Raw genomic sequence first — 2,940 nt, forward strand, 5'->3', positions numbered from 1 at the left:
GGAGCGGGCTCGCGCCACACGTCGTCGAGCAGAGAGCTGCCGTCGTGTCGCACGCGCACCGGCACCTCGGTGTCGGCGCCGACGAACCCGACCTCGGCCCCGGATGCCCGCACGTACATGTGGTACCGCTCGTCACGCCCGGTCCAGACCGGTTCGAACCGCACTCCGGCGATGTGCACGGCGCCGTCGGCCCGCAACGCCCCCTCGGCCTCGTCGGCCCGCAGAGCGTCATCGATGCGCAGCGAGCCGTCGAGCCGTCGCCGCTGCGTGAGCGCGAGGTCGAGGGTGGTCGTCGCATCCGATCGTGCGACCAGCACCGACGGACCGAACTCGATCGACTGGAGCGCCGGATCGTCGATCGTCGGCACCGCGCGCAGCGACGCGCGCGTCTCGATGCGCAGCACCTCACCCGAGGTCCACGGCCGACGCACGACCAGGTAGCCGGATTCGATCGGAGCGGTGATCACCTCGTCGCCGATGCGCAGCACAGGCGTCTCGGCCACCCACTCGGGAACGCGGATGCGCAGCGTCAGCACCGTGCCGTCGGCGAAATCGGCGTCGCCGTCGATCGTCAGCTCGGTCACGCCGCCGAGCGGCTGCGTCGTCTGCATCCGCACCGTCGCGTGCTGCTCTCGCCAGTCGAGCGTCGCGGCCACGAAGAGGTTGACCCACAGCTCGACGTCGGAACCAGCAGCATCGACACCATCCGCGTCGGCACCACCCGCGTCGACACCAGCAGCATCCGCCGTGGTGAAGAAGACCGTGTCCTGGTACTTCACGTGGTTCTCGAGTCCGGTGCCGCCGCAGCACGTGCCGATGTTGTCGTACTCGGCGACCGTGCCCGGGTTCACCGGGAACATGTAGGCGACCTCGGGGCTCGTGTCGGAGTCGACATCGCGGCGCGAGGCGAGGATGTGGTTCAGCACCCCGCGCTCGTAATAGGCCATGAATCGCGGATCGCGCGTGAGGGCGAACAGCTGGCGGGCGAGCTTGAGCAGGTTGTAGGTGGCGCAGGTCTCGGCGTTGCGGTGGCCGATGTCACCAGCCACCGTCTCCGGCGGCCCCCACAGCTCGCTCTCGCCGGTGCCGCCGTGCGCGAAGGTGCGACCGGGCACGATCTGATCCCAGAGCCCCAGCACCGCGTCGAGGTAGCGGCGCTCGCCGGTGAGGTCGTACTCGTGCAGGTAGCCGATGAGCTGCGGCAGGTGCTGGTTCGCGTGCATGTCGGTCAGCACGTCTCGGTGCTCGGCCCCGGCTTCGATCAGATGGTCCTGATCGAAGAGCCGCGCGACCTCGAGGAACAGCGGCTCGTCGGCCACGACGCTCAGCCGCGCCATCGTCTCGTTCATGCCGCCGTACTCGCCGGCGATGTACAGCGACCACATGCGCTGGATGCGCTCGTGCTCGAGGCGGGTCAGACGGAGCGCGACCCAGTGCCCCATCGACACGGCGATGTCCCGCGCCTCGACGTTGCCCGTCAGCTCGTAGGCGTCGAGCAGACCGGCCATGATCTTGTGGGTCGTGTAGTACGGCGCCCAGATCTCGCCGTAGGGCGCGTAGTCCTCGAGGCGGGAGAACTGCCATTCACCGTAGGCGGCCAGGAAGCCGGGGTGCGAGTAGCGTCCGGTCGCCGCGAGCGCACGCTGCACCTCGCCGAGACCGGAGACGAACTCGTCGACCTTGGCGCGCAGTGCCTCATCGCGCTCACCCGCGTAGGCGAGCGCGAGCATCGAGAGGAAGTGGCCGGCGTAGTGCCCGCGCAGCAGGTTCGCCGTCTGCGCGTTCTCGCGACCCGGGTAGTCGGCCTCGCCCCACGCCTGCTCGCGCGGGTGACCGAAGTCCTCCCAGTTGCCGGGAGCCAGGGCCCCACGGGTGTCGAGCCCCGCGTTCGCACGGAACACCGCGAGCAGCCGATCGACCGGATACACGCGTGCCAGGTGCAGCATCTGGTTCTTCGCCCTCGCGAAGACGCTGTCGTCGCCGATGCGCACGCGGTCGATCGGGAACGGGCGCAGCTGCGCCGAGGAGAGGATGCCGCTGGCCGGCGGGTTCTCGTCTGAACGAGCACCCGCCTTCCCCGCCGCCGCCGCGCTCCCCGTCACCGCGGCGTCCCACGCCATCGCGTTGCCCCGGGTCATCGCGCTGCCCGGTGCCGCTGCGTCCACTCCTCGATGCCCGCGGCGTCGACGGGGAGGGCGTCCGACAGCACGTCGGATCCGGTGGGCGTGACGAGGATGTCGTCTTCGAGGCGCACGCCGATGCCGCGCAGCTCGGGCGGCAGCGTGAGGTCGTGCGCGTGGAAGTACAGTCCGGGCTCGACCGTCATCACGACGCCCGGCTCGAGGTCGGCGCCCATGTAGTCCTCGTAGTGCGCCTGGCTGCAGTCGTGCACGTCGAGGCCGAGGTGGTGGCCGATGCCGCACGCGAGGTAGCGGCGGTGCTGCTGACCGTGCGGCGACAGCGCCTCGTCGACAGACACGGGCAGCAGGCCCCAGTCGTACAGGCCCTGCGCGACGACCTGCATCGACGCGAAGTGGAAGTCGAGGTACGGCGTGCCGGGGCGGATCTGGTCGAGACCCGCGCGGTGCGCCTTCTCGACCAGGTCGTGCACCTCGCGCTGGGCCGAGCTGAACGTGCCCTCGGCCGGAACCGTGCGCGTGACATCGGCGGTGTAGAGCGAGCGGGCCTCGACACCCATGTCGAGCAGCAGTGCCTGATCGGGGTGGATCGGGCCATCGCAGCGCACCCAGTGCAGGATCGGCGCGTGCGCGCCCGAGCCGACGATGGTCGAGTATCCGGGACCGTTGCCGTGCGTGCGCGCATGCCGGTCGAAGGTGCCCTGCAGCCAGCGCTCGCCGAGACCGTCGGCGATGGCGCGCGGGATCTCGGCGACGACCGCCGCGAAACCCGAGACGGTCGCGTCGATCGCCAGCCGGAGCT

Annotated in this window: 2 protein-coding genes; both read right to left on the reverse strand. The window is 70.4% G+C overall.

The window, feature by feature from the left end:
- Nucleotides 1–2,165 (reverse strand): beta-L-arabinofuranosidase domain-containing protein (locus tag RTM68_RS18010; protein ID WP_312173633.1); only part of this gene is annotated, 2,165 nt, incomplete at its 3' end.
- Nucleotides 2,135–2,940: M24 family metallopeptidase (locus RTM68_RS18015; protein ID WP_312173634.1), on the reverse strand; the 806-nt coding region annotated here is incomplete at its 5' end. The genes RTM68_RS18015 and RTM68_RS18010, both read right to left, overlap by 31 nt.

Origin of the sequence: Microbacterium sp. (assembly GCF_031988965.1) — a bacterium.
GTDB lineage: Bacteria > Actinomycetota > Actinomycetes > Actinomycetales > Microbacteriaceae > Microbacterium.